Origin of the sequence: Vibrio bathopelagicus (genome assembly GCF_014879975.1) — a bacterium.
Taxonomy (GTDB): Bacteria; Pseudomonadota; Gammaproteobacteria; order Enterobacterales; family Vibrionaceae; genus Vibrio; species Vibrio bathopelagicus.
Genome location: NZ_CP062501.1, coordinates 1870251 through 1895957, shown reverse-complemented (window position 1 = coordinate 1895957; position 25707 = coordinate 1870251). Strand labels below are relative to the sequence as shown.

At 44.6% G+C, this 25707-nt stretch carries 21 protein-coding genes and 1 pseudogene; 11 read left to right on the top strand and 11 right to left on the bottom strand.

Annotation, left to right across the window (positions count from 1 at the left end; all coding sequences use genetic code 11):
- Nucleotides 1–36 precede the first annotated feature (36 nt).
- The 3 genes from IHV80_RS24610 to IHV80_RS24600 form a co-directional block, all read right to left on the bottom strand.
- Nucleotides 37–534 carry a GNAT family N-acetyltransferase gene (locus IHV80_RS24610; protein WP_192891381.1) on the bottom strand — a complete coding sequence of 166 codons (498 nt, stop codon included), beginning with the start codon at nt 532–534 and terminating at the stop codon, nt 37–39.
- A gap of 50 nt (nt 535–584) precedes the next feature.
- The gene (locus IHV80_RS24605) at nt 585–1211 is read right to left on the bottom strand and encodes an HD domain-containing protein (RefSeq protein ID WP_192891380.1); all 627 of its coding nucleotides are present in this window, start codon (nt 1209–1211) and stop codon (nt 585–587) included.
- Nucleotides 1212–1406: 195 nt separating this feature from the next.
- The gene (locus IHV80_RS24600; RefSeq protein ID WP_192891379.1) at nt 1407–2066 is read right to left on the bottom strand and encodes an HAD family hydrolase; all 660 of its coding nucleotides are present in this window, start codon (nt 2064–2066) and stop codon (nt 1407–1409) included.
- Between the two features lie 411 nt (nt 2067–2477).
- Here IHV80_RS24600 and IHV80_RS24595 point away from each other — a divergent pair, with 411 nt between their 5' ends.
- Nucleotides 2478–3806 (top strand): anaerobic C4-dicarboxylate transporter, encoded by a 1329-nt coding sequence (locus tag IHV80_RS24595; RefSeq protein ID WP_086714443.1) that lies wholly within the window; start codon nt 2478–2480, stop codon nt 3804–3806.
- A 236-nt stretch (nt 3807–4042) separates the two neighbouring features.
- Here the strand turns inward: IHV80_RS24595 and nagA are convergent.
- Nucleotides 4043–5172, bottom strand: a pseudogene (nagA, locus tag IHV80_RS24590) (N-acetylglucosamine-6-phosphate deacetylase).
- A 12-nt stretch (nt 5173–5184) separates the two neighbouring features.
- Nucleotides 5185–5880: an N-acetylmannosamine-6-phosphate 2-epimerase gene (locus IHV80_RS24585; protein WP_146490288.1), complete on the bottom strand. Its 696-nt coding sequence runs from the start codon at nt 5878–5880 to the stop codon at nt 5185–5187.
- A gap of 227 nt (nt 5881–6107) precedes the next feature.
- Here IHV80_RS24585 and IHV80_RS24580 point away from each other — a divergent pair, with 227 nt between their 5' ends.
- Nucleotides 6108–7715 (top strand): PTS transporter subunit EIIC, encoded by a 1608-nt coding sequence (locus IHV80_RS24580; protein ID WP_192891378.1) that lies wholly within the window; start codon nt 6108–6110, stop codon nt 7713–7715.
- 93 nt (nt 7716–7808) lie between these two features.
- A complete protein-coding gene (locus tag IHV80_RS24575) occupies nt 7809–8657 on the top strand; it encodes a MurR/RpiR family transcriptional regulator (protein ID WP_192891377.1) in 849 nt (282 codons plus the stop codon).
- A 106-nt stretch (nt 8658–8763) separates the two neighbouring features.
- Here the strand turns inward: IHV80_RS24575 and IHV80_RS24570 are convergent, their stop codons facing one another.
- Together IHV80_RS24570 and IHV80_RS24565 are read right to left on the bottom strand one after the other, a co-directional pair.
- A complete protein-coding gene (locus IHV80_RS24570) occupies nt 8764–9087 on the bottom strand; it encodes a DUF4144 domain-containing protein (RefSeq protein WP_192891376.1) in 324 nt (107 codons plus the stop codon).
- A gap of 134 nt (nt 9088–9221) precedes the next feature.
- The gene (locus IHV80_RS24565; protein WP_192891375.1) at nt 9222–10013 is read right to left on the bottom strand and encodes a CLCA_X family protein; all 792 of its coding nucleotides are present in this window, start codon (nt 10011–10013) and stop codon (nt 9222–9224) included.
- 371 nt (nt 10014–10384) lie between these two features.
- On the opposite strand from IHV80_RS24565, the gene IHV80_RS24560 reads away from it, so the two are divergent.
- A complete protein-coding gene (locus tag IHV80_RS24560; RefSeq protein ID WP_065206759.1) occupies nt 10385–10792 on the top strand; it encodes a hypothetical protein in 408 nt (135 codons plus the stop codon).
- Between the two features lie 117 nt (nt 10793–10909).
- Here IHV80_RS24560 and IHV80_RS24555 read toward each other — a convergent pair whose 3' ends face one another.
- Nucleotides 10910–12352, bottom strand: a complete 1443-nt coding sequence (locus IHV80_RS24555; protein WP_192891374.1) for an AGE family epimerase/isomerase — start codon at nt 12350–12352, stop codon at nt 10910–10912.
- A 288-nt stretch (nt 12353–12640) separates the two neighbouring features.
- Here IHV80_RS24555 and IHV80_RS24550 point away from each other — a divergent pair, with 288 nt between their 5' ends.
- From IHV80_RS24550 to IHV80_RS24530, 5 genes are all read left to right on the top strand, one after another.
- Nucleotides 12641–14119, top strand: coding sequence for a DUF1214 domain-containing protein (locus IHV80_RS24550; RefSeq protein ID WP_192891373.1), 1479 nt, complete (start codon nt 12641–12643; stop codon nt 14117–14119).
- 116 nt (nt 14120–14235) lie between these two features.
- Nucleotides 14236–15732 carry a DUF1254 domain-containing protein gene (locus tag IHV80_RS24545; RefSeq protein ID WP_226088549.1) on the top strand — a complete coding sequence of 499 codons (1497 nt, stop codon included), beginning with the start codon at nt 14236–14238 and terminating at the stop codon, nt 15730–15732.
- 119 nt (nt 15733–15851) lie between these two features.
- A complete protein-coding gene (locus tag IHV80_RS24540) occupies nt 15852–16790 on the top strand; it encodes a LysR family transcriptional regulator (RefSeq protein WP_192891372.1) in 939 nt (312 codons plus the stop codon).
- 86 nt (nt 16791–16876) lie between these two features.
- Nucleotides 16877–17425 carry a DUF2975 domain-containing protein gene (locus IHV80_RS24535; protein WP_192891371.1) on the top strand — a complete coding sequence of 183 codons (549 nt, stop codon included), beginning with the start codon at nt 16877–16879 and terminating at the stop codon, nt 17423–17425.
- 10 nt (nt 17426–17435) lie between these two features.
- Nucleotides 17436–17669, top strand: a complete 234-nt coding sequence (locus tag IHV80_RS24530; RefSeq protein ID WP_192891370.1) for a helix-turn-helix domain-containing protein — start codon at nt 17436–17438, stop codon at nt 17667–17669.
- Nucleotides 17670–17740: 71 nt separating this feature from the next.
- Here the strand turns inward: IHV80_RS24530 and IHV80_RS24525 are convergent, their stop codons facing one another.
- Nucleotides 17741–18388, bottom strand: a complete 648-nt coding sequence (locus tag IHV80_RS24525; RefSeq protein WP_192891369.1) for a glutathione S-transferase family protein — start codon at nt 18386–18388, stop codon at nt 17741–17743.
- A 98-nt stretch (nt 18389–18486) separates the two neighbouring features.
- On the opposite strand from IHV80_RS24525, the gene IHV80_RS24520 reads away from it, so the two are divergent.
- Nucleotides 18487–19338, top strand: a complete 852-nt coding sequence (locus tag IHV80_RS24520) for a LysR family transcriptional regulator (RefSeq protein WP_192891368.1) — start codon at nt 18487–18489, stop codon at nt 19336–19338.
- A gap of 125 nt (nt 19339–19463) precedes the next feature.
- Here IHV80_RS24520 and IHV80_RS24515 read toward each other — a convergent pair whose 3' ends face one another.
- Complete coding sequence (locus IHV80_RS24515; protein ID WP_192891367.1) at nt 19464–21596, bottom strand: methyl-accepting chemotaxis protein; 2133 nt, start codon at nt 21594–21596, stop codon at nt 19464–19466.
- A gap of 400 nt (nt 21597–21996) precedes the next feature.
- On the bottom strand, nt 21997–23787 hold the full coding sequence (locus IHV80_RS24510; RefSeq protein ID WP_192891366.1) for a sigma-54-dependent Fis family transcriptional regulator: 1791 nt from the start codon (nt 23785–23787) through the stop codon (nt 21997–21999).
- Between the two features lie 351 nt (nt 23788–24138).
- On the opposite strand from IHV80_RS24510, the gene exaC reads away from it, so the two are divergent.
- Entirely contained in the window at nt 24139–25659 is a 1521-nt protein-coding gene (exaC, locus tag IHV80_RS24505) for an acetaldehyde dehydrogenase ExaC (protein WP_192891365.1), read from the top strand.
- Nucleotides 25660–25707: the final 48 nt, after the last annotated feature.

Genomic DNA, 25707 nt, shown 5'->3' with positions numbered 1-25707 from the left:
CCTGGTAATTAAAACCAGCCTGACAATTAAAACGAATTAGCCGAGCTGTAATTCCATTTGATACAAGGGCCATGTTTTACCATTGAATTCTTTAACGCTTGGTTCTTTGTCGACAACCTGAAACCCCGCTTTGTCGTAGCAGCGCTTTGCCCCTTGGTTTTGCTTGAATACGGCCAAGGTGATGGTGGTGACATCCGGTATTTCTTTCGCCGCTTCGAGGGCCGTTTCTAGCATCGATTGTCCTAACCCTTCGCCTCGAAGGTTTGGGTGTATGGCGACACGGCAAAAGCGAAGCTCACTGTCTGACATGCGTTGAAACTCCATAAAGCCAAGCAATGCACCTGTGCTAGAGCCAACATTAGGTTGAGAGAAGGTATATAGCTCAACATGTGGTTCTTGAGATCGTTCGATGATAGAAGTCGCTTCTAACGGCCAACCAAAGGTTCGTCCGCCCCATAGCACGTAATCTTCCAGTGACGTGAACCAAGTGACGATCTCGTCGGCGTCGGATTCCTTAAAGCGATTAATTTCCATATTCGAACTTCTCCCTTGTTGGCTAACTATTTTTCTAAGCAAGTAAGCCGTTAAACTTCTGTGCTCAACTGATCAAGAAAGCCACGCATATAGTCAGTGCGCTTGTTAGCTTCTAACTTGGCGGATTCTGTATTCATGGTTTCAGCGAGCTTAAACAGCTTCACGTAGAAATGGTCGACGCTGTAATGCTTGTCATCCAAGTCTCGTTGCGTCGCGAACGGGTCTTGATGGTTATAGAGTTCGGCATTAAAGCTCTGACCCACGTACAGGCAGCGAGCAATACCAATTGCACCGAGAGAATCAAGGCGATCAGCATCTTGGACGATTTGTGCTTCTAAGGTTTCTGGTGTGACATTGGCGCTGTAGCTGTGCGTGACAATGGCATGATGGATCTCATCAAGATAGGACACGGGGTAGTCGATAGTTTTGAGGAAAGAAATCGCCTTGTCTGCTGCCATTCTTGAGCTTTGGGCTCTGTCTGGATGGTTCTTAGGAAAGGTGAAGCAATCGTGAAGGTAAGCAGCGGGAAGAACGACTTCAAGTTTAGCCTGTTCTTGAGTACACAAAGCTTTGGCAGTTTTGACTACGCGCTTAATGTGGCTGATGTCGTGCGCTGCATCTTGTGTCATTTCTCGCTGTGCAAAATCAAGCAGTTGGCCTTTAAATTTCTCAATCACGTGTCTCTTTCTCCATCTTTAGGCGTTAGCAATCTTGTTCATCATTTGGCATATGTTTCACATCGACTTTAACAGTTTCAAGCGCGAGTTTTTATCTTTTATAAAAACTATACCGACAAAAAAACCGACTCTGTGAGTCGGCTTAATAGGAGGCTTGTCTACGTTGATAAAAGCATTATCAACGGCAGTTAGAGCTTAAGCTGCAGCTTGTTGAAGCTGTGCTAATACATCATGCAGAGAAGGGCTGATGGTGTGACCAAGCGCTTTTACTTCGTCACATGGCTCTACTAAATCAGGGATTTGAAAGCTGATCATGTTGGCTGCCATCGAAGCGCGAATGCCGTTGTTTGAATCTTCAAACGCGAGACAAGTTTCAGGTGCAACCCCTAGGCGTTCAGCTGCAAGTAAGTAAATCTCTGGGTGAGGCTTACCATTAGTCACTTCGCAACCTGTGCTTAATGAGGTGAAATAAGAATCTAAGCCAGCCAGTTCCAGCTTTTTCTTCGCGATATCAAGCTGCGTCGATGTTGCCACCGCGATAGGAATATCGTTCGACTTTAGCCACTCTAAAAGCTCAATCACGCCGTCTTTTACTGGAATAGCTTGGTTCTTCACTATCGCGCTATAGCGGGTGCGCCATTCGTTATTTAGAGCCGGATAATCGAGATCTTCACCATAACCATTTCGAAAGATCTGTTCGATGGTTCTTGCGTTGCAGCCAATGATGCCTAGGTAAACGTCCTTTAAAAATGGGACACCCTGCGCGTGACATGCTTCTTCAAAAATCTGCATACAAAGTCGCTCGGTGTCGAGCAGCAGTCCATCCATATCAAAAATAGCAGCTTGAAAATTCATATCCGTGGTTCTTTATGTGTTGTCGTCGTGAGGGCAGGTATTTTGACATAGTGTCTAGGGATAGGCGAGCCAGTGTTGTGTGAGAATATGTCTAATTAGTTCGGCAATATGCTTATGAGTGACTTTAATTGTGATTGGTTGTAGTTGAAACAATACCGTTAAGTTATGAGTCTGGTGTTTTATAGGCTATACGGATCTAATAGACACAATAATGGTTATCATAGATAACAAATCTAGGTCGAGAGTCTAGTTTGCTATTACAATTCATAAACTTACAGACTTGGTAGCGTGACCACAATCTTATAAAAAACAATTTGCGGAAGCCTGCAATGAGAGTGTGACCAAGCAATAAGTAAATGGCTGAATTTGCGGACAAAATATAAATAGTCCACACTTTTAGCAGGGTTGCTTATGTTGTATTTTGAGTTTCTATTTTTACTTGTCGTTCTCTATATCGGTTCTCGATATGGTGGTATTGGTTTAGGGGTTGTTTCTGGAATTGGTTTGGTTATCGAGGTGTTTGTCTTCAAGATGCCACCAACGTCTCCACCTGTCACAGTAATGCTGATTATCCTCGCCGTTGTTACCTGTGCCTCGATCCTCGAAGCCGCAGGTGGCTTGAAATACATGCTGCAAGTTGCGGAAAGGGTGCTCAGAAAGAACCCGAAACGTGTCACCTTGATAGCCCCGTTTGTGACATATTCGATGACTTTCCTATTGGGTACTGGCCACGCGGTTTACTCAATCATGCCGATCATTGGTGATGTGGCATTGAAGAATGGGATTCGTCCTGAGCGCCCGATGGCGGCAGCTTCCGTTGCGTCTCAACTTGCGATCACAGCATCGCCAATCTCGGCAGCCGTGGTTTATTACTTAGCGCAGTTGTCGGATATTCAACACTCTATCACTTTGCTTTCAATTCTATTAGTGACTGTGCCTGCAACGCTATTCGGTACGCTGTTACTTTCTTTGTACAGCTTGAAGCGCGGCAAAGAATTGAACGACGATCCTGATTATCAAGCTCGTTTAAAAGATCCTGAGTGGAAAAAGCGCATTGAAAACACCACTGCGACGTCTTTGGATGAAGTGCTTCCAAGCTCGGCACGTAATGCAGTATTGATTTTCCTACTGTCGATAGTTGTGATTGTTATTGTGGCGATGGTGCCAGAAATCAGAACCATCGTAGACGGTGACAAGCCAATCAAGATGTCGGTCATCATCCAAATGATGATGCTCTGCTTCGGCGGTATCATCTTGCTAGCAACCAAAACTGACCCGCGTGATGTGCCAAATGGCGTGGTATTTAAATCGGGTATGGTGGCGGCAATTGCTATCTTCGGTATCGCATGGATGTCGGATACTTACTTCCAATACGCAATGCCTCAGTTTAAATCGGGTATCGTGGAAATGGTAACCAACTACCCATGGACGTTTGCACTAGCACTATTCATCGTATCGGTTGTGGTGAACTCACAAGCCGCAACTGCACGTATGATGCTACCTGTAGGTCTTGGCCTAGGGTTAGACCCTGCCTTGCTTATCGGCTTGATGCCAGCGGTTTACGGTTACTTCTTTATCCCAAATTACCCATCTGATATCGCAACAGTGAACTTCGATGTCTCTGGCACCACCAAGATTGGTAAGTGGTACTTCAACCACTCATTCATGTCGGTGGGTTTAATTGGTGTAGTAGGCGCATGTTGTTTGGGTTATGCACTGGCACAGATTTTTATCGCTTAAGCTAACTTCTTGTCGCTTAATTAAACTAGCGATAACGAGATAAGAAACGAAAAACAGCGCCTGAATTGGCGCTGTTTTTGTTTGTGATTAAGGAGGTGTCGTCAGTCGTTTTGATATTTATGACTCTTAAAGAATAGGTGGGCTAACTGAGTTTTGAAGTATCGATGATCTGAGAGGACATTAAAAAAAGGCCACTCAATAGGGGGGAGTGACCTTCAGGAGTTTAGGTTGGGTTTTTAGCAGGAGTATAAATTCCCATCGACTAGAACGGAATTTGGTTCGCCGTTTTTATCAAGAATTGTTGCAGATGCTCGGTATCCTACTTTTAGGTAGCCTAGTTCATTTTCAAGATTCATCGCATGGGCTGGGTTAGTGCTGGCCATTTGGTAAGCGTGTTCTGGGCTAACGCCCCAATCAATAAGGTTTTTTACGGACTGAGCCATGGTGATATGCGCGCCTGCGAGGTTGCCTGCTTCGTTAACTAACTTACCATCTTTGACTCGAATCTTTTGGCCATCAAGAATGAAGCTTTCATCAGGGTTTCCTACTGATGCCATTGCATCGGTAACCAGCACCATTTTGTCTTTTGGCTTAAGTTTGATAGCCATTAACAAGTTTTGTGGGTGAACGTGAATACCATCAGCAATGTAAGATGCCCAACAATCATCATCACTTAATGCGACACCGACTGCGCCAAGCTCACGACCAGTTTGTGATGACATCGCGTTATATAGGTGGGTAAAACCATGGATGTTCTCACGCTTGCCAACGAGATCTAGCTCGGCAAGGTTGGTATGTCCTGCAGCAATGATGCAACCCTTATCTGATAGCCATTTGATGGATGCTGAATCCACTTGCTCAGGCGCTAAAGTTATGAAGTTAATGCCTTGCGTTAGCCACGGAAAAGCGGCCAACTGTTCAATGCTCGGGCTGTAGAAGTTATTTTCATCGTGAGCCCCTTTTTTTACAGGGTTTAGCCATGGACCTTCTAAGTGAATGCCTAGCAAACCATCAACTTTTTTCTCTATCCCTTGCTCAATCGCGTTTAGCGCCGCTGCCATAGCGGATGGCTTTTCGCTGACTAGGGTAGGTAATAGATACGCTGTGCCGCCTTTGCGGTGTGCTTTTATGATGGTTTCAATCGTGGGAACGGATTGAGCATCATGCCACCACCGCCGTTGACTTGAATATCGATAAAGCCTGGGGTAATGATAGCGTCCCCGTAACTAATCAAATCGACACTTGAATCGAGTTTGTCGATTGGGGTTATTTCGAGGATCCCGGTGTGATCAAACACTAAAGCGTGTTGCTCTAGATAGCGTTCACCGTCAAATAATGTGCGTGCGGTAATGGCTTTCAACATGATGCTATCCTTTTCTTATTTCGCTATTTTTGCACTAGCGGCTGCGTCGAGGTACCACGATGTTGCAACTTCTAGACGCGTTAGTGCGGAGCCTACGGTCACTGAAAGCGCACCGGCTTGGATGGCTTGTTTACATAGTTCTGGAGAGTTGAATCTTCCTTCTGCCATAGTGAGATAGCCTGCTTGAGCAAACTTGGTAACCAGTTCAAAGTCTGGCTCTTCTGGAGTTGTCTCACCAGTGTAGCCAGAAAGCGTAGAACCGATCAATTCAATGCCTTGGGAATGCGCCCAGAAGCCGTCTGCAAACTCGGCACAATCGGCCATACCAATACAACAAGATTGAACAATAGCTTGCGCAATGACTTGGCGGGTTTCCGGTCTAACTCGATCGGTCGCATCGAAAGCAATAATCGCTGCACCGGCTGCTTCTAGTGCTTTCACATCATCAACAAAGGGTGTGATACGCACCGGGCTGTCAGGTAAATCTCTCTTTACGATGCCAATGATAGGGATGGATACGGCTTTCGCCACAGCAGCAACGCGTTCAGCACTTTCTATTCTTAACGCTGGTGCACCTGCCATTTCTGCGGCCTTTGCCATAGCAACAACAAACTCAGTGGTGTCGAGTGGACTTCCTTCAACTGGTTGGATAGAAACGACAATAGTGTCGGCCAGTGTTTTGGCTATTTTAGTGATATCCCAGTTCTTCATTACTCGCCTCTTAATATGATCTTTATTCTTCAGAACTTGTTTATGAGGCAGTTATACTACTGAAAATAATCTTCATCCACAGTGAAGATTATATTTTTTACACCGATCACAGATTTTCTTCATGGTGTTTGAAGAAAATTTTTATTGTGTTGATAATTGACTCGATTAAGGGAAGCTGCATAGCGGTTTAAATACAATTTTAATAAATCAAAGGGTTTGGAGGGTACATGAACGGTATCTTTTCTGTACTACAAAAGATCGGTCGGGCATTTATGTTGCCCATTGCTGTTTTGCCAATGGCGGGTATTTTACTTGGGGTTGGTGGGGCATTTACGAGTGGGCCACTCATTGAAACTTATAATCTGACCTTCTTAGCTCCAGGAACGCTTGCCAATCAGTTTTTGGTACTCTGTTTCCAAGCGGGTCTATTCGTGTTTGTAAACTTACCATTGCTATTTGCAGTTGGCGTTGCGATTGGTATGGCGAATAATAATAAAGAAACGGCGGCACTCTCCGCAGTACTTGGCTTCTTACTATTCCACACAGTGATTGGTGCAGTACTTGGTTTCCAGGGCTTCTCACCAGAGACTACCAGTATTGATGGGCTTATTGCGGCTGGCGCCAATGCGGATGAAGCGGTGGGTTTAGCCTCTCTGTATACCAAAGAGCTTGGCATATTTACCCTACAAACAGGTGTGTTTGGCGGTATTACGTGTGGCCTATTATCGGCGTTTATCACTAACCGTTTCTCAAACGTGACACTGCCTGATTACTTGGCGTTCTTTAGCGGAAACCGCTTAGTACCCGTCATGACAATGGTGTTCTTTATTCCGTTAGCATTTGTGTTCCCATTCATCTGGCCACCAATTTTTAAATCTATCGTTTTTGCAGGTGAAGCCTTCTCTGCAATGGGGTACATCGGTACTTTCTTCTACGGTTCATTGATGCGTCTATTGAACGTATTTGGTCTCCATCATGCGATTTACCCATTGTTCTGGTATACCGAATTAGGTGGCGTACAAGAAGTTGCCGGTGAAATGGTCGCTGGTGGTCAAAAGATTTTCTTTGCTCAGCTCGCTGATCCAGCGACGGTACATTTTAGCTCTGAAGCAACACGCACAATGACCGGTGGCTTCTTACCAATGATGTTTGGCCTGCCTGCCGCAGCTTTAGCTATGTACCGCTGTGCAGACGATAAGAATAAAGCCAAAGTAAAAGGTATCTTGTTCTCAGCTGCGTTAACGTCGTTCCTGACAGGTATTACTGAGCCACTAGAGTTTACTTTCTTGTTTGTTGCACCAGCATTGTACGCGGTACACGCAGTGCTCGAAGGTATCGCTTACATGTTGATGCACATGCTGGACGTCGCGGTTGGTATTACTTTCTCTCGCGGTATCATCGATTTTACCTTCTTTGGTTTGCTACAAGGGACAGCGAAAACATCGTATCAATGGATTCTGATCCTTGGCCCGATTTACTCTGTGATTTACTACTTTGTGTTCAGCTTTATGATCCGCAAGTTCAATTATTCAACACCGGGCCGTAACGATGCTGAGAGCAAACTTTACACACGTAAAGACTATAGCGGTAAAGAGGGTGGGCTGATTGATGACATCGTGACGAATTTAGGTGGTAAAGAGAACATTGCTTCGATTGACGCTTGTATCACTCGCCTGAGAATTACTGTGAAAGACAGTGAGTTGCCTGCCAGTGATGAGGTTTGGAAATCGTTGGATGCCAAAGGAGTGATTCGCTCCGGCAATGGTATTCAGTTGATTTACGGAACTCAGGCTGAAACCTATAAGAATCAGATAATAGAAAAATATCAGTTATAACAATTAATTGAGATAAGAGCCTAGCAATCGCTAGGTTCTTGTTGTTTGAAATTACGTTATACTCCCAGCGTTAGTTATGGAATCAAGAGCACTATGAACGCACAATCTCAAGTCAATTTACTCTCTCGCCTTCGCTATGGCATGGAAGGTTACAGCCCTAAATTAAAAAAAGTGGCTGATTTTATTGTATCTAACGCTGATAGCGCTCAATACCTAACCATTACAGAGTTAGCAAGAGATACTACGACAAGTGAAGCGACCGTGATTCGCTTGTGTCGAGACTTGGGCTTTAAAGGTTACTCTGACTTTCGAATGGGGTTGGCAATTGAGCTCAGCCAGCCGCGAGCACAGAAAGCAAATGAACCCCTTAATGAGAATGCAGATCGAATTGACAGCGCGACCCAAAGTGCGATTACCAGCCTGCAAGACACCAGTACACTGATAGATAGAAAGCAGATTGATCGTATTTGTCTGATGATTCATGAAGCCGATAATATTCATTGTGTCGGTGTTGGGGCGTCGAGCATTGTTGGTCGTTACTTATCTTTTCGCTTAACTCGAATAGGTAAATGCTCGACCATGTTTGAAGACACTCATATTGCAGCGATGCGTGCCGTTAAGTCGAAAACAAGTGATCTGTGGTTTGCGATTTCAAGCTCGGGTTCAACGAAAGATGTGGTGTATGCCGCGACAAGAGCGAAGAGCCAACAGTCTCCAGTCGTGAGTTTAACTAACATTCGCCATAGCCCATTATCAGTGACTTCTGATGAAGTGTTGGTTGCCGCTAGACCAGAAGGCCCTTTAACTGGCGGTGCATTCGCATCAAAAGTAAGTGCATTGCTTTTGGTTGACGTCTTGATTAATCAGTTGGTGGCTGAGTACGAAGAGTACGCGGAATCGGTAAAAGACACCGCTGAAGTAACCATGGCGTTTATGGTCTGAGTACTGAATTTATTGGATACTCGATTTGATTTTGAAAAACAGCGCTTATTCGGCGCTGTTTTTGTATCCACTGTTTAACGAGCCTGATTTGTATCAGCAACCAATCTTAACGTGGCTCAAAAGCCAAAGACTGAATCGCTTCTTCGATAGTCAGGAAATGAATCTTCATCAGGCACACTTCTGCTTTCTGGAACTCGTGATTTCGAATCAGTTTAGTGATGTTTTCAACTGAATACTGCTGTGTTCTTTTAGATAGAGCTAATTGGTTGTGACTCGATTGAAGCGAGTAGCTATCACCCTGTGAATCAATAAGATAATCATGTTCGCCCAAGATCATGTCTGAGCATTCCGTCTGAAAATCTTGCTCAGATGAGACGTAAATAAGCTCATCATCACCGTCGAGTTTTACTAAAGATGGCCAACTGATCATTACTGCCTCTATATCATGGGTGTTGAAGTTTGTGTTTCACGACTATAAACACTTTTCATTGTTGGATCATCTCTTGTCCCTACGACGATTTGCTTAGATAGATCCGTTATTTAAACATCTATTATTCTGTATATTTACTTACTCAATGACCTGCCTAACGGTGCGAAGTAACCTTGTAACGCTTGGTATATTTCTTCTCTGTGTGAGAGATCGGGATACAAAGGGAACATGTCAGGCTTGGTTGTGCCATTGACTAGATAAGGGTTTTTGATATCCGAACAGGATTCAATCGTGGCCTCAAAGGCACGGGCCATCATTTCTGTTGGCAATGAGAAATAACGTGCAGACGTCGCCTTGTCGGCGATGACACTACGAGCAACGTAATCATGCTTATCTAAGCTGTTGTCGCTAAGTAGAGTGGTATCGAACAGTGACATCAAACTCTCGTTTAATGGGTGAGGTCGAACTTTTCTATCGTGTAGCCAACAATCGCTGGCAAACAAGATGTGTTTTTGAGGGCCTGAGGTGTCACCAATCTCAAAAGCCTTTTCGGCGATGTAGTGGTCAAAAGCATGCCAAAATTCGTGGGCTAACGCACCTGCACCTGCGTTCTTAGCGAGTGCCAATTCTCGTTGGTTCGGTGCATAGTGTGCTTGCACCCCTTTCCTGCCACCGCTGCCGAAGGCTAAGCCTAGTGTACCTCGAAGGCCAATCGCTTCTGGTGGCAGGGCTAAGATGTAAGCTAAGTCAGCCAATGAATCGAAGATCAGATTTGCGGCTAACTCTTTCTCTTCTTTCGTTACCCAAGCCCCCACACGAATACTGCCCATACCGAAGGTCTGCTTGATGTCCATAAAAGACACCTGATCGCCATGTCGGTAGTCTGGGCCTTTACGTGTTTTGTATTTAAAGTGAGTTAACTTCAAAGGGTTCCTTAGAAACAGGCGTAAGATGGAGAGATACGTTCTTTTAGGATGCTCCTCTTTGAGCCGTAGCTCTTTGGCTCATCTTTTTGAAACCAGAGAAAGTTAGCACTTTTGTCATTAAATTACCGAACAAAATTATTCAATATTGAGTTTAAGTGGATCTTACGACGTTGGATTACCTTCACGAGTTAGTGGAAATAAAGGCTCGTAAGATCTGCCTAAATCGTTGGTAATAAGGGGTAAGTCGATTATCTAAAAAGCATTGATGATTTAGGCATAGTCTAAAGATCCAAAGTTACTCAATTTTCTATTGCAGCGGTTTGCTATTGAGCGATACCATGTACGGCTGTTTTATTGGTAAAGATTGCAAAATGTCAGATGAAAAGCTCGCGCTAGAGTGGATGCGCCAACAAGCGCATAGAATTGATCCGTATGTTATAAATCCATCATTTGATGAGTGTGTCGAACTGCTTGAACCTGCTTTCAAAAAGGGGAAAAGTGTCGCGCAGCTAAAATATCTATTATCAGAAGCCGATCGCCGAGCAGGTGCCGCCGAGCGTAAACATGCTGCCTTAAAGTTCGCCAAAGAAAAAAGCCCAAAGGCGGGCCAAAATCTTCGCCTTCAAAGCAAGCTCCAGCAAGTGCAGTTAGCGTTAAAGTTAGCAACAGGCGACAACAACATGACCATATCGCAGTTCTGTTCTGAGTATGATGTGAGCAAGCGAGACGGCAACGTAGCGTGGAATGAAAAACTGGTTGAGCAGAACAAGAAGAAGTGATTTTTCAAAAGCCTGAAAAGCTTCTTTTATTCTCAGGCTTTGGCAACGATCAGTGATTAATCTCTTCCTCTTCCTCCTTACTCGCGACTAAAAGTATCGATGAGCGAATGTCAGACGCTAAGGTCGAATATTATTGAAGCTGACCTTCTGCATTCCGCCCTCAAGCTTCTCCAACTTAACCAAATCCCCTTGATAGTAATACGGTGCCATTGGCATTGTGCTGTTGGTTGGCCTTGCGTAGTGCAATACCGCGGGTTGCTCTTCAACTTGCTGTGCGTACAAATAACCAATCAACGCGTGCTCAAACTGATGGTACCCGTTGCCCCAATGGAAAGCTTTGGTGCGCTTAGGTTCAAGCCCTACACCACCATATTTGTGGTCGACCCACACATCATGAAAAGTCGGCAACGTGTATTGCAGGACTTCTTTCATTGAACCATCGACAAGAGATACCGTCATTGCAGCTTGGTCGAGCTCAGCCCACTCCCATGAGGAAGCCCAATTTGTGTTTGGTCTGCTTTGCCAGCCAGTAATTTCTCGTCCTTGCCATGCCTTCTGAAGCTTGCCGCCAAAGTATTGGGATACATCGGTGAAGTCTTTCTGGTACTGCGCTTGGGCTAAAGTGTGCTTCATCCCTTTCATACCGAACTCTTTCCATTCGGAGTTATCCAGTGTTTGTCCGGTAAGGTAAGTCATCCAATACGCTTTTATCGTGTGCCCAAAATCGTTGTGATTGGCGTTCGGCATCATGGCTGCTTTGCTGTGAATTGCACCGTAGAAGCGTTGTTCATCTTGAGAGTGATAGTGATCGACCATGGTTTGGGTCAGCCAATTCAGGTCATCAAGCCATTTTGATTGGATGGGCTCTTTTAGCAGCGGAGCAACTAACAGCATGTAACCGTTAATCTGGTCAAGCTGTGCAACCAATTCCCGTTGAGTGGCTTTGCCATCTTCACCGTCGGCAAGTACCCACGCTAGGCCGCTGTTATCGCTAAGTCGATATTTGTCGAAGATAAAAGCTTGTTGGGCAATGAGCGCTTGCTCAACCTTTTTGTCTTGGGTCAGGTAGTAGTACATGGCTAACCCAACCAGAGCATAAGCTTGATCTTGAGAAGTTCGCTGTTGCCACTCAAGTCCCGCTTTACCGTCTTTGGTGAAGCTTATGAAGCCACCATTTTGCTCATCTTCTAAGTGTTCAATGAGGTAGTACGCTCCTTGCTTGGCAAGTGCTAATGCCTGTTTGTTTCCGGTTAGGTGGTAGAGCACGCCATAGGCATAGGTTTGGCGTGACTTCATTCGTGTGAACTCTTTGCCAAAGTGCGGCGTGATCCAGCCTCGGTCTAACTCAGGACAAACATTGGTTACATCAAGCAATGTTCCATCATCACAACGAAAAGTAGGGAAGTTGCCTATCGGCTCGCCCTGAGCACTGGGCATCAACCAGTAAGGTGCTAATCCTTCGCTGGCATGAGCAATCCAGTCTTCTCCAGTGGGAAGGGCAATATTGGCAGATACAGCTAAGCTCGTGACACTGATTAATGCGATAGAGGCTCGTAACATGATGTTTATCTTAATAATTTGAGTTTGCTTGAATATAAACAATCAGCTCTGCACATTGTGGTTAGGCGATCACAATCAACCACATTATCAACGATGCTGAGTAAGTTTTTCAAAGTTATGAACTTTACTGGGTCAACAAATTACCATTGAGAATTATCCTAAAAATGAATAATAACTAATGAGTATAAGTCATTGGATGAATTTTGGTCTCATTCGTATACTTGGTTCAAACAAAGGATGTTTTTTAAACAATTGAATGTTTCAACTTTACGAAGAGATATGCTCAACATGAAAAAACTTCTACTCGCTTCGCTACTCACTATCAGTACATTGCCGGTCTATTCTCAATCATTTGATGATACTGATGACATCCTTAACCGCGCATCACAGATCGAAAACCTCGAATACAAAATGATGGTACAACGTGCCACGCAAACCGCTATTCATTACATGCCAGCTGTCACTCAGATTGATTTTTTGAAAGCGACTCGTCGCGACCTGAATGGCGATTTCAACGACGTGGTTTACGTTAACGAACCTTTTGGCTCAGAAAAAGGCTTCCTCACGGCTAACGACACCACGGCATATGCTTGGGCAACCACAACCTCTAAAAATGGCCCTGTTGTTATTGAAGTTCCGGCTGCAACAGACAAGGTGAATTACTTTGGCTCGATTGTTAACCAATGGGAGGTGCCGATTACAGATGTGGGGTACAAAGGTGCTGATGAAGGTAAGGGAGGAAAGTATCTATTCTTACCACCAGGTTACGATAATGAACTTGGTACTAAGCAAGCGTTAGAAAGCCAAGGTTATTTGGTGTTTGAAACTGACACGTATTTGTATGGTTTTTCGTTCAGACCGTCGTTGACCAATGGAGCAACAGATTTAGATGCGGGTAATTACGCGAAGAAAATCAAAATCTACAATCTTGCTGAGGCCAAAAATCCACCAAAGACAGACTACTTAGATGCAACGGATGTCGCGTATGACAGCCTTCCGTATTACAACGAGACGTTCTTCCAAGACATTAATGATGTCATTCAAGAGAACCCTGTTAGAACACAAGATAAGGCGATGGTTTCGTTACTAAAAGATCTTGGTATCGAGAAAGGCAAAAAATTCGACCCGTCAGAAGAGCAGAAAAAAGCGATTCGTGAGGGGGTACTGATGGCGTATGCGCACATGCAGTCGAAATTCGTAGAGCCTGATCAAACGGTTAGCGCGCTATGGAAAGATGAAAATGGCAAACCACTTTCACAATGGTCTTTCTGGAACTTTGGCCCTCAGGCTCAGCTTGGCTTCCCATTTGTGGATGAAAATGAAGTGCTAGTCGATAAGCGTGCAGCGTCGTACTTTTATGTGACTTATTTACCGAAACAGCTGGGTGGTTCAACCTTCTACCTAACGGGGCTGCGTGATTCAAAAGGTGAAATGTTAGATGGAAAAGCGACGTATAAGCTCAACGTGCCAGCCGATACGCCAGTTGAAGATTTCTGGTCTGCCATTGTTTACAACATGGAAACCAAGAACTTTGTTAAAGGTGTCGACCGAGTAGGACTATCTTCTCGAAACGCAGACACGATGAAAAAGAATCCAGACGGTTCTTACGACCTGTACTTCGGTCCAGAAGCACCAAAAGGGCAAGAGAATAACTGGGTGCCTACGGGCGGAGAAGATTACTTCTTGTTGTTCCGACTTTACCGACCAACCTCGAAAACATTCTTTAAGAACTGGATGCTAGAAGACATGGAGAAAATCAGTGACTAGCCAGCAATAGAGACTCAACCGTCTCTGGAAATAAATAGCCTATGGCGTGGATAGCCAAATGAAGATTACAAACGAGACAGCCTAGGCTACGTGAATCACATTAGATAAGAGAAATTATGATGAAAAAATCCATTATTGCTACGTTACTGATTACTTTAGGTTGTTCATCTTTTGCATTCGCTGAGCCTAAATATAGTGCCCAAGTACCAGAGAGTATTATCACCCCAAATAAGGTTGAGTCAGCCTATCTAGGAGATCTGAACTATACCGATGGCGCACCTACTGAAGAAACGCACACTAAGGTGCAAGACTTTGTTCAAGTCTCCAATGCGGTTCGTGTGTTTCTATCCGGTATTCCTGTTGCTTCAATACAAGGACTGCTACTGGGACATGAAAGTATTGGCATGAAGCCGAACCAAACCATTGCGATTTCTGAAGACAACTTAGACGCCAATAGCCTGTGGTTAACCGCGAATACAACCACACCGTATATCACTTCTGAAATTGATGTGAAAAATGGCCCGGTTGTTCTGGAAATTCCAACCCCAGCACTTGGCTTACTCGACAACGCTGCGTTTAAATATGTAGACCGAATTGGTGTTACCCACCCAGACAATCTCGCAAAGTCAGGCAAGTACTTTATCCGCCATTCCTCGTGGGAAGGTGAAGTGCCAGAGGGATACATTGAAATCGTCAGTGAAGGTTATCAGCACTGGTTGTTATTGCGTCTTGTAAGCTCGCCAGATGAAATGCAAGCGAGTATTGCGACGCTGAAAGAGACCACTAAGCTTTACCCGTATGGAGAGAAAGACAACACAGAGTTCATGAATATTTCAGGTGTCGACTACAACACTATTCATGCAATGGATGCGACATTTTACGATGAGGTGAATGCACTCATTCAATACGAACCTACGGCAATCTTTGATGCTGAATGGTTGTCGTTAGCCAAAGATATCGGAATCGAAAAAGGGCAGGAATTTGCTCCCAATAAGCGCATGCAGCAAATCCTGTCGGAAGCGGCAAAAATAGCAACCGCTGAAGCGCGCTCTACCTATTTTCATCCTAAGGAAGAGATGTTTCGCTACGAAGATAGACAATGGTTTACTCCGTTAGTCTCAGGGCATGAATTTAAAGACGCAAATGGGGTTATTGACTCTGATATGCGAGCAACATTCCACTTTATGGCAACGGGAATTACCCCTGATATGGTGACGAAAACCGTAGGCAAAGGTTCGGATTACTTATTGGCAACACGTGATGCCAATCAGGAAGTGTTAGATGGTAGCCAGTACTACACGGTAACACTGCCGCCGAATGCGCCTGTAGAGAAGTTCTGGTCATTTATGATCTACGATAACCAGACGCGTTCCATGTTAGAAACCGACCAAAAATCTGCGGGTATCGATGGTTTGAGTGAAGACATTAAGAAAAACAGTGATGGTTCTATCACCATACATTTTGCACCTGATGCGCCAAAAGGAATGGAAAACAACTGGGTGCAAACGACGGAAGGGAAAGGTTTTAATATCATCTTCCGTATGTATTCACCGACAGAAAAATGGTTTGATAATTCATGGAAGCCAGGTGACTTTATTAAAGTAAACGAGTAATTCTATCAAAGTAAAGTAGCAGGCTAATCAAGATTGGATACACCTTTAAGTGGGTGTATCTTTTCGTGTTATGGTTAGTTCGTCTAAACAATGTCGTTGTTCAATATCGCAGAGGGATTATGCAAAAAGATATTTCATATCAATTGAATCGAGTCGACCTGAATTTGCTGGTGGCCTTTGACACATTACTTAGAGAACGCAATGTAACCAATGCTGCAAAGGTGTTATTTGTCTCGCAGTCGGCTATGAGTCGCAGCTTAAAACGGTTGAGAGAAACCTTCGATGATCCCCTTTTTATCCGAACCTCTACTGGCCTGACACCGACATCAAAGTCGCTAGAGTTAGGTCAAGAGCTGCAACACATTCTTCCGCAGTTGGGGGCGTTGTTTCAACGTAGTCAATTTGATCCTCAAGAATGTAATGATACGTTTTCGATCTCTTTGCCTACCTTTCTAGGAAGTACCATTCTTCCTAACTTAGCATTAGGGTTATTTGAAGAAGCCCCAGACGTCAACTTGATAGAAATGGCCGCCAAAAGTAACCCTTATGACTTACTCGACAAAGGTAAGTTAGACTTTGCGATTCATTATTCAAGCTCGCTAGATCAAAAATACCAAGCGACAAAAATAGGAACCATCTATCCCAAACTGTTTGTTCGTAAAGACCACCCGCTGGTTGGAAAAGACACTACGTTAGATGAAATCATGCGATACCCTATAGTCGCTATGAACGTAGAAGAAGACCACAAGCAAGCATTCAACACGCCTCTTCAACAAGTTCTATTACAGTTGGAAAGTGACAAACGCCCAAAACTTCGAAGCACCCAAACTCATGTGTTGATGGAGATCGCGTCTCGTTCAGATGCGGTGATCTTTGGTATGAATGCGTTGAATGCACTACCGGGTTTCGATAGCCAGTTTGTGGATATTTACGATTTTGTAGCCAGTAAGCAATATCACGTCGACCTATATTTACTGCAACATCAGCGTACATTTACATCAGCTTCGCATCAGTGGATAGCGTCGAAGTTCAGTGAGTTATTGAAGAGTACACTTTAAAAGTTATCGTTTATCGATAATTTTTTATTGATCATCGTTTGTTTTGATCTTAGTATCCTCCTGTCAACTCAACAGGAACAATAACTATGTCTAACATTCAAAAACAAAGCCGACGTGTTCGCATGCTACTGCAATGTCTTTTTGCACTTGTACCAATCATGGTGTGTTACTTTTGGCTAGCCGTTCAAACTCCCTATGACTTCCTTACTAATATGGGTATTGTTCAGTTTTCTTACGAAATTGAATCTCTTACAACGTTGCCATTAACTTTGACCACAAGAATCATTGCGATGTTCACAAGTTTGGCCGTGTGGAGCATTGTTTTGTATGCGTTAATGGTTCTGATACGTTTATTCCGTAATTATGAACGCGGAGAAATCTTCTCACTAGAAAATGCAATGTCTTATCAGAAGCTTGGTTACTGCTTGTTTTACTGGGTATTTGGGTCGGTGATCTACGGTGCAGCGATGTCTGTAGTATTGTCGTTCAATAATCCTCCTGGCGAACGAATATTTGCAATTAGTTTTGTCGGCATGGATTTTTTAACCCTGATATTGGGTATGATTATCTTGATCATCTCATGGGTGATGAAAGAGGGGTATATTTTGGCCGACGAACACAGCCACACGATTTAAAGGACTTGTCATGACTATCTGCATTAATTTAGACATTATGATGGCCAAGCGGAAAATGCGATTGAAGACATTGGCAAAAGAAGTAGGGATTACAGAAGCCAACTTGTCGGTGTTAAAGAATGGCAAGGCCAAAGCGGTAAGGCTATCTACACTCGACAAGTTGTGTGAAGTATTAGAGTGCCAACCGGGTGACATATTGGAATTTGAAGCGAACGTTCACCAAGACAGCGTTACTGCTGAATAGCGAGTCAGTAAATCGTATTCCGTTATGAAAACAATGAGTCTCGAAGCCATTCGAGACTCATTCGCTCCAGACTAAACAGGTTCTCCCGCCTCGTCTTCTTTAACGATATCCTTTTCTAAACTCGCCTCCGCCAACCATTTTCTTATAGACGGGCTATTCAACACACGTTGTTGATACTGTTGGGCTTTGTCCGAAAGCTTGATGCCATAGGTTTCGGCTCGCAGCGCTACAGGTGCAAACATCGCATCAGCAATCGACCACTCACCAAACAACCAGCCTTCTGGATACTGTTCCATTTGCGCTGACCATATCGCATCGATACGAGCGATGTCTTTCAGTGCGCCTTCACTCAGCGTTAGCGTTCTTTTTGCTCGGCAGTTCATTGGCACTTCATTTCTTAGATTGAAGAACCCAGAGTGCATCTCTGCGGAAATTGCTCGGGCATGGGCGCGTTCTGCGACGGAAGAAGGCCACGCAGCACCGTCTAAATAGGCATCGTTCACGTATTCGAGAATAGCCAGTGAATCCCACACTGCAATGTCACCATCAACCAAAGTCGGGACTTTCGCAGTCGGTGTTACTGAGGCTAGAGTGTCGTAAAAGTCAGAGGTGAAAAGCTTGAGCTTGATAACTTCTGTATTCAAGTTGTAGTTGTCGAATATTAGCCATGCGCGCAGTGACCAAGTTGAGTAGTTCTGATTAGCGATATAAAGCTGCATAGATGCTTCCTTGCATTTGGTGGGGATGCATTTGAGATTAAGGGATTGTATTACTGAGCACTAACGGATAATTTTGATGCAATACATTAATAAAAACGATGGGTGGTTATTTCAATATGGATATTGATGCTTTGCGAGGCTTTCTCGCGTTTGTGGAAACAAGTAGCTTCACGCGTGCTGCCAAACAGATCAATCGCACCCAATCGGCATTTAGCGCGCAGATGCGTAAGTTGGAAGAGGAACTCAACGTCACCCTGTTTCAAAAAGAGGGGCGTAACTTAGTTTTAACTGAGGCGGGCTTAGCACTGCGTTCTCATGCGGAGCAGCTAGTCGCACTCCACAATACGGCATTAAAACAAGTTAAGCGTTATGAGGATAAACAACCTCTGCGATTAGGTTGTCCTGAAGACTATAACGACACCATTCTGCCGAAAGTCATTCGTCTGTTGCAGAAAGCAGAACCTACCTGTTCTATTCAAGTATTCAGCTTACCAAGCATTACGCTCAGAGAGTGGTTGGATGATGGCCGATTAGATGCCGCGATTGTGACCAGAGCACCTGACAGTGAAGAGGGTTATTGGCTGACCCATGATGTTGGAGTGTGGATAAGCAGTTCTGATTATGTCTTGGATGACTCTAAGCCAGTTCCATTAGCTCTATTTCAGACTGACTGTAAATACCACGCTGCGGCGGTAAATGGTTTAACTAAGCAGGGGATACCCTATCAATTACTAGCCTGTAGTAACACGGCTTCAGCTCAGCGCGCGATTGTGAAAGCCGGTTTAGCGATTGGTGCAATGGGTAAGCTCAGCGTCACTCCGGATCTGAAAATCCTTGATGACATGCCACCATTGCCTTCGGTTGATATCGTGCTGATCCTAGCGAGCAAACACCACCCTGTATTAGATAAAGAGGTGCTCAATCAACTTGTCGAGTTGGATTCTGATTAGCTTTTTCTAAAGGACTTTTGCTTTCTTACTCAGGAGTTGAGCTTTTTACGATGGGATAAGGTGGATAAGAGATAGGCCGAGAACATTGAGCTTCTCGGCCTTGTTTTTATGGAAGAGATAGCGAATTAAGAGAGCTTAAACTTGCTCAGTTCTCCGTGCAAATCTCCAGCTTTTACTGTCAGATCGTTACTAATTTGGACCGACGATGTCATGGTGCCCATCACCTCAACGGCAGTGTCATTGATGATCACCACATTACGGTTAATCTCTTCTGATACCGAGCTTTGTTCCTCAGCAGCGGAAGCAATCTGGTTGTTCATGTCGTTGATCACTTCAATCGCTTGGTTGATTTCTGACAAGGCGAGATGAGCGGCTTCAGTTTCGCCTTTGGTGTCGTTTGCTTGCTTTTGGCTTTGCTCCATCAATACCACGATAGATTGAGTCTCTTGCTCTAAGCGCGCCAGCATTGAGCGGATCTCTTCGGTCGAACCTTGAGTACGATTCGCGAGGTTACGTACTTCATCAGCAACCACAGCAAAGCCACGTCCGGCTTCACCCGCACGAGCTGCTTCAATCGCGGCGTTAAGTGCAAGTAGGTTGGTTTGTTCTGCAATACCGCCAATTTCACTCAAAATACCTTGAATGGCGGTGCTTGAATCAACTAAGTTTTGCGTTTGTTGCTGAGCGTCATTGACCTGAATGGCCAAGCTATCTACTGCGCTCGCGGCATTGTCCATACGTGCCATACCATTAAGGCTGTTGCTTTGCACTTGGCTCGCAGCTGCGGCCGCTTGAACGGCTGAACTTGCCACTTCTTGTGCAGTCGCACTCATCTCATTGATTGCAGTGGCCAGTGAGTTCACTTCGTTAACTTGAGAATTCAACTGATCACGAGAAACCTCAGCGCGAGCTTGGCCTTCAGCAGCATTTTTATCCACTTGGTCTGCCGTTACCATAACGGTTAGGAGCATTTCTTGTATGCGAGATAGGAAAGTATTGAACCAATGTGCTAGCTGAGCAGTTTCATCCTTACCTTTCACTTCAATGCGATAAGTTAAGTCACCCTCGCCTTGTGCTGCATCTTTGAAACGTTCCACTAAGTTGTTCAGAACCTTGCCTAAAGAGTTGGCGATAAATGCCATGGAGGCAATGCCTAGAAGAGCTGCGATGATCCCCGCCCACACACCTTTTTCAAGTGCTTTTGAATTCTGTTCATCACTCCAATTCGTGTAGTCGTCGACGCTTTTTGTAAGGTGACTACTGGGTACTGAAACCATGACGACCCATGGCGCATCACTGGTATTAATTGAAGTAATCGCGTATTCATCGCCGCCGAAAGTGACAAGGCCAGCGCCTGCTCGCTGAGCGATAGATTGAATGCTCGACCATTCTGCTTCCAATTCAGATGAGACTTTTTTACCTACCATATCTGCAGAGCGACTGTTGGCCAGTGTAATACCTTTCCAGGATGTGATGAGGATCTTGCCTTTGCCATCAAACAGGTCACGCGCAAACAATTCACTCTGGCTTTGAAGCTCGAACAAAGACAAATCAAAGCCAATTGAGCCAATGATTTTCCCGTCTTGTTTGATTGGTTGGCTGATGGTGGTGATGAGCTCTTGCTTACCTCGAACCGGGTAGAAATACGGTTCCATCACAAATGTCTTACCGGTTTGGTAAGGCATTAAGTGCCAATCGTCTTTTCGCTCCCCGTTGCTGTTGAGTTCAGTATTGCTGAAGCTCTCCATTGCGACGGCATCAAAACTGTTGTGATCATTTGGAGAGAAGAAAGGTGCAAGGTAGCCTTGGCTGTTAAAGCCTAATTCGGTGTCTGAGCTTTCTTGGGAGTTTGAGTTGCTTTCGCTGTTCAACTTAGCTTGCTGTGGCCATGTTTTGTTTTCCCAAACCATGTAGCCCGCAAATACAGCTTTGTTTTGTGCTTCCAAGGCGGCAGTAAACTGTTTAACAACAAGGTCTGCGCTTGCGTTGGTTTCTGAACTCAACTCAATGATTGAGCGTGCTTGTTTTAGGTTGGCCAATACAGGGTCAAGCTGGTTAGCGATGTTTAAACCTTGTTGAAGCGCTGTGTTTTGTAAATCCGATGTCGTGGCGTCTGTCAGCTGCGTTTTGACTTTTTTAGTGACTTGCTCATTCACATCGGTAAATGCGTTGGTCGTCATCCCCATTGCGATTAACAGAGTGAAAGCCATTGCCCCGCCTGCACTTACCGCAATTCGTGTACGTATACTGTTAAACATATGATCTCATGCCAAATATTTTAAATTTGCTGAGATTTTAAACAAGATAAATGAATGAAAAATTCAAAATAATGAATACAAAAAGAACAGACAGATCAAATTTATAAACAGGATTGCATTGGGCTTATCTTTATATTTGATGTGTGGGTTCTGAAAGATAAATAAATGCTTGCTTAAGGTTAAGTAACCAATTGTATTTATTGATCTTTAAACCTTATTGATAAAGTGGTCTTTTATTGGGTGAGAACAGTGTTGTTTTCGCTCGTTACTGAATGTGGATTATTCATTATATGACAATGGTCACACTTAATTTTACTCAAAGTCATTCATTCCCCCTATTTATGCGAGTGTTTATGTTTGTTTTATAAATTTAGGGCAGCCAAAGCTTGGTTCATTTTCTTCATTGAAGAATCCCCAAACTCTTTAGTTTTCGATAAATAGTATTACGGCTGATGCCTAGTATTCGGGATGTCTTGCTGATATTACCTTGGTTGGCTTGATAGGTTTGTAGCAAGGTCTCTTCAACGGTACTTCTTAAATCAGCATTTGACTTACCTTCGATGATACGAGAAGCAGTAATCTGATGATGACTATCTTGAGCTAAAGAGGTGAGGTGCTGAGCAAGGTGGCTTGGTACATGTTCTAGAGTGACTTGTGGTTCGTCGCTCGCGAGTAGGGCGGTGACCTTCAGTAAGTTATCTAATTCTCGGATATTACCCGGCCAAGAATAAGCGCATAGTAAGCTCATCAAGTGAGGGCAGATTGTCTGTTCATCTTCTGCGTATTTTCGGTGAATATTTTTGATTAAAGCGTGCTTGTCTTGTCGGTATTGCAGGCTTGGTAAGGTGAAGGCCAAGCCATTTAGTCTGTAATACAGATCTTGCCTAAATTCTCCTGTCGCAACTAACTGCTCGAGGTTTTTATGTGTGGCAGCGATGATCTGACAATCAACTTGGTAACTCTGGTTTGAACCTACAGGTACTACGGATTTATCTTGCAGAACATGCAGCAGTCGACACTGAGCCTCCAAAGGCATGTCGGCGATCTCATCTAGAAATAGAATCCCTTTGTCTGCTTGGCGGATCTTGCCTTGGAAGCCCTTGTGGCTTGCTCCCGTAAAGGCGCCCGGCGCGTAACCAAACAATTCAGATTCGATAAGATCTTTCGGTAGTGCTCCACAATTGACGGCAACTAAGGGTGAGGATTTACGCTGGCTCTGTTTGTGTAAGGCTTTAACAAACTCACCTTTTCCAACGCCAGTTTCACCTAAGATCAGCAAGCTGATCCCTTTATCGATGACCTTATTAGCTTGCTGCCAAGCGTGTTCTATCTGTTGTTCGCCATGGTGCAAATCACACGATGCTGAAATAGAACGTGTGCGTTTGGTTGTCGTGCGTTTGAGGTGCTGTTTTTCAAACACAAATGAGGTGTCTAATGAAGTTCGGTTGAAGAGGGTATCAATGCATGCACCAACGATCGAGGTTTGATCCAGCAATTGAGAGGCGACTTGATTATGCGCCACCACCTCACCAGCCTCATTCGCTATTACGATCCCTTGCCAACCACTGTGCAATAACGATTTCTCACACGCGAGATCAATACGAGTCGTGCCTTGTGGGATATGACTCAATAGCTGGTTTTCAACAAGCTGAACCATGTTTTGAACGAGTAGCTGCACCGAACTGTCGTGTTGTTGCTGTTCACTGGTTATGTCCAATACGCCAACCATCTGGCCTTGATGATCAAACACAGGGCTTGCTGAACAACTTATAAACCGATGCTGGTGGATGAAGTGCTGTTCGCCAATGATAGTCACTGGTTTGGCTTCCACAATGGCGGTGCCAATCGCGTTGGTCCCCTTGAGTTGTTCCTGCCAACACGCTCCAGAGCTAAGTGCAATCGAAGTCAGTTTCTCCTTAAACCTTTCTTGGCCCCAACTCGCCAGAACCACCCCTTCAATATCGGTCAGAATCAAGCGACTGTCTGTGCGTGCAAACATCTGATTAAACAGAGGCAGTGCATTGCGCTCGACGATTTGAATCAAGTCAGAAGATTGATGACGTCGTTGCTTAAGGATCGATTGTGGCAGGCGTATATCTTCAGGAAGCCGTCTTTGTTTTAGTCCAGCTTCTGTGCTGCGGTGCCAAGAGGACGAAAGCCAATCTGAGTTTTGTGTGTGTTGAAGTTGCATGACTGTTCCATGTCGTAACAGTGAGGGTGTACCAAATTGGAACAGTTGAACACTGGAGTGGTTTCCATACGTCCGTTCAATGCCAACTCACTTTGGGTTGTAAACGTTTGGTAATCATAGTTTTACAATTTATTAACAACAAGTTTTGAAGTTCTGGCGTGTGATTTGCGTTGTTACTGTTGTGAAGAAAACACGAAGTATCAGTGTTTTAAACAGAAAGAATAAACATGGCGAATCTTTTTTTGAGTTCTCTTCTCGGGTTCTCTTCTCAAGGGACGCCGCCATGCTAGCTCGACAACATAAGCTCAACAACGAATGAGCAACGACTAAAAATCAAAGAAGGATCTAACTATGATTTACGCACAGCCGGGTAGTGATAACGCAGTGGTGAACTTTAAAGCTCAATACGATAATTTTATCGGTGGTGAGTGGGTGAAGCCTGTCAGCGGCGAGTATTTTGATAACACTTCCCCAGTAAATGGTCAGGTGTATTGCCAAGTCGCGCGCTCAACTGAGGCGGATATTAGCTTAGCACTTGATGCCGCGCATGCAGCTCGTGCAAGTTGGGCAGCAACGAGTGTAACTGAGCGCTCTAATATCCTACTTAAAATTGCTGACCGTATTGAAGCGAATCTAGAAGAAATCGCGGTTGCTGAAACGTGGGAAAACGGCAAACCTGTGCGTGAAACTTTAGCGGCAGATATTCCTTTGGTTGTCGATCACTTCCGCTACTTTGCGGGTTGTATTCGAGCGCAAGAAGGCAGTGCAGCTGAGCTAGATTCAAACACCGCTAGCTACCACTTCCCAGAACCAATTGGCGTAGTCGGTCAAATCATTCCTTGGAACTTCCCAATCTTAATGGCGGCTTGGAAACTGGCACCCGCACTGGCTGCGGGGTGTTGTGTGGTTATGAAGCCAGCCGAGCAAACGCCAACCTCGATTTTGGTGATGATGGAGAAGATCGCTGACCTTCTGCCTGCAGGTGTGGTCAACATCGTCAATGGTTTTGGTAGTGAAGCGGGTCAGGCTCTCGCGACCAGTAATCGCATTGCTAAGTTAGCATTTACAGGTTCAACAGAGGTCGGTCACCATATTCTAAAATGTGCTGCTGAAAGCTTGATTCCATCAACGGTTGAGCTTGGCGGTAAGTCTCCAAACATCTACTTCCCAGATATCTTTAACCATGAAGATGAATACCTAGATAAGTGTGTCGAAGGTATGTTGCTGGCGTTTTTTAACCAAGGTGAAGTGTGTACCTGTCCATCACGTGTATTGATCCATGAATCGGTGTACGACAAGTTCATCGCCAAGGTGGTTGAGCGTGCTCAAACCATCAAACAAGGTAACCCGCTAGATACCGATACTCAGGTTGGCGCACAAGCTTCTAAAGAGCAGTTCGATAAGATTCTGAGCTATCTTGAGATTGGCCGCCAAGAAGGCGCGAAAGTGCTGACAGGTGGCGAAATCGCGCAGCAACCAGATGATTTAGGAAATGGTTACTACATCCAGCCAACCATGCTCGAAGGGCACAACAAAATGCGTGTTTTCCAAGAAGAGATCTTCGGCCCTGTTATCGCGGTCACCACTTTTAAAGATGAAGCAGAAGCGTTAGAAATTGCCAATGATACCGAGTATGGCTTGGGTGCAGGGGTGTGGACACGTGATGCAAACTTAGCGTATCGAATGGGGCGCAATATCGAAGCGGGTCGTATTTGGGTGAATTGCTACCACGCTTATCCAGCGCATGCCGCGTTTGGTGGTTACAAGAAATCTGGCATTGGCCGTGAGACACATAAGATGATGCTCGACCATTACCAAAACACTAAGAACCTACTGATCAGTTACGACACTAATCCGCTAGGCTTTTTCTAAAATAGATATGGTCTAGAACGCTTTATCAAGGAGTCACTAACAACGAGT